4 protein-coding genes are annotated in these 2412 nt (G+C 66.7%); all 4 read left to right on the top strand.

The window, feature by feature from the left end; translation table 11 throughout:
* Positions 1–80 precede the first annotated feature (80 nt).
* A complete protein-coding gene (locus tag ABTY98_RS42095) occupies positions 81–497 on the top strand; it encodes a hypothetical protein (protein ID WP_352226461.1) in 417 nt (138 codons plus the stop codon).
* Positions 498–724: 227 nt separating this feature from the next.
* Positions 725–1081, top strand: coding sequence for a hypothetical protein (locus tag ABTY98_RS42090; protein WP_352226460.1), 357 nt, complete (start codon positions 725–727; stop codon positions 1079–1081).
* Positions 1081–1563 (top strand): hypothetical protein, encoded by a 483-nt coding sequence (locus ABTY98_RS42085; protein WP_352226459.1) that lies wholly within the window; start codon positions 1081–1083, stop codon positions 1561–1563. The genes ABTY98_RS42090 and ABTY98_RS42085 overlap by 1 nt, the downstream gene beginning before the upstream one ends.
* Positions 1564–1574: 11 nt before the next feature.
* Entirely contained in the window at positions 1575–2366 is a 792-nt protein-coding gene (locus ABTY98_RS42080; protein ID WP_352226458.1) for a C2 family cysteine protease, read from the top strand.
* Positions 2367–2412 lie beyond the last annotated feature (46 nt).

Genomic DNA, 2412 nt, shown 5'->3' with positions numbered 1-2412 from the left:
CCTACGTCACACCGCCCGCGACTGGCGAAGGTCCCTGGCCGCCCTCGGCCTCACCGGATGAATCCGGACAGACCTCGATCATGCAAGGGACCCTGTACGTCACACCGCCCGCGACTGGCGAAGGTCCCTGGCCGCCCTCGGCCTCACCGGATGAATCCGGACAGACCTCGATCATGCAAGGGACCCTGTCCGCCAGACCGTGGCAGGAGTGGGCCGATACGGAAATCGCACCCAACTCGGGAGGGAAAGTCACCTATTTCGATGCCGGCCTCAAAGGCGTCTCCAACACAGAGGTAGCCGCGATCTGGGTCCCTTGCTACGCCCACGAAACGACGAGCAAGAAGCCCTGGAGCATGACGGTATTCGCCCACGCGTTGAAACCACTCGAAGCCTCAGCCAGTGAGTCTCGCAAGACCCTGATAGACCTGGCAACCTCCTTCGCCCGCCAGGCCCACAAGGACGCCAAATGCGATCTCCCCTCCAAACTCCCGAGTTGAGTACGAGACGCTAATCCGGCGCCTCCCGATTAGGCCCACTCGCTCGCGAAGGCCTGTGCGGAGTCAGCGCGTCACGGAATCCGACGACCGATCCATGTGATGCCCCTGTGACAGACGCGGAGATTCCAGTCACAAGCCGCGCCCCCCTGCGCCCCCCTCGTATGCTTCACCACCGACGTCGCAGCCAACTCGCGACGCAGCAGCTGTCAACGGGGGAGGGACCGCACATGGCGGCCACGGACGGCGAGGATGCCGCCGAACTGAAGAAGGGGGCCGAGAGGTTGCGTGGGTGTGCGCGGGAGGCTCGGGCCATAGCGCGGCTCGGGCCGTATCTCGATGACGCGGTGAAGAAGGCGAGTCCTCGCGCCGCCGCCTTCCGTACCGGTGACGACGCGAACGCGATCTGGCAAGGCCCGTTCGCCGACGAGTGCACGGCGACGCTGCGGAAGCGGCAGAGCAGCCTGAACAGCATGGCCGGTGCACTGCTCGCCGATGCCACGCGGTGGGAGACACAGGCCGACGAACTGGACCGGCAGGCCAAGGAGAAGGACAAGGCGAAGGCCGGTACGGGCGGCGGCAACTGATGGCGTTTCGAGGGTTCGACGCAGTCAAGCTGACCGGGCTCGCCAATGATCTGGACACGCTCGCCGCGCAGTCCGGGCGGCTGCACACCCAGCTCGCCTCCGTCCTGACCAGCGCCCAGCAGAACCTGCCGCCCGGGCAGAACGCCTCCCGCGATCCCGACCTCCAGGACCTCGTCGGTGACGTGGTCCCGATGCCGGCGATCTTCGGCGGGCGCCGGCGTCTGCCCGGTTCCCTCGGCGGGGAGCTGGGCGACATGCAGGCGTCCATGAAGCGTCGTATCAAGCAGCTGGAGGGGGCGCAGGAGCTGGCCGGGCGGAAGTATCCGTCAGGGAGAACAGCGTCTTCCTCGACGAGCAGCCCGCCGACGCGAAGAAGATCGACGAGGCGCTGCGTCATCTGCAGGAGCTGCAGGGCAAGGACTTCGGGACCAACGGCAACCGCGACGACCTGGAGAAGCTTTCCGGTGAGCTGGACGGGCTGACGGCCACAGAGATGGACGCACTGGTGTCGAAGGCCTCGCCGAAGGATCTCGCCTTCTACAACCAGCTGCTCAGCTCCACCGACGACTCCTTCTGGAATCCGTTCGACGAGAGCGGCCTGCCCGAGGACAGGCGCCGGGACACGCTGAGCCGGATGCTGTCCAAGATCGCACCGGAGAACTTCGGCAAGTTCCAGACCGCGTTCCCCGGCATGCAGCCGGACGTCACCAACACCGGCGCGTGGGAGCAGGGCGGGAACAACCAGAACGGCCAGACCAACAACGGCATCCACTGGGAGACGCCCTCCGACCCGTTGATCGTGGACGGCGTCTCGGCCGACGACGTCAACCAGCGCCAGTTCGGGGACTGCTGGTACGTCGCCTCGCTGGCCGGACTGGCGCAGAAAGACCCCAAGTTCATCGAGGAAGGCATCAAGCAGAACCCGAACGGCACGGTCAGCGTCCGCGTCTGGGACAAGGGCGGCAACTACCAGTGGGTCACCATGACCGCCGATCTGCCGACCGACAGCAACGGCTCCCCCATCACCACGTACGGCAACGGCGAGTCCTGGCCGGCGTACTACGAGAAGGCCTTCGCGATGGTCTACTCGGACGACGGCGACGGCGAGCGCGGCTACGGCGGCGTCGAGGGCGACGACCCCAAGAAGTCCGCGCCGTACCTCACGGGCAAGAGCGGCGACGACCTCACCACCGGCGGCTTCCTGGGCATCGGTGAGCACGAGGACAAGAGCCTGGCGGGGCAGGGTCCCTTGCATGATCGAGGTCTGTCCGGATTCATCCGGTGAGGCCGAGGGCGGCCAGGGACCTTCGCCAGTCGCGGGCGGTGTGACG

It is taken from the genome of Streptomyces sp. NPDC096040 (assembly GCF_040303265.1).
Taxonomy (GTDB): Bacteria; Actinomycetota; Actinomycetes; order Streptomycetales; family Streptomycetaceae; genus Streptomyces.
This window is presented reverse-complemented; position numbering and strand designations above follow the sequence as displayed.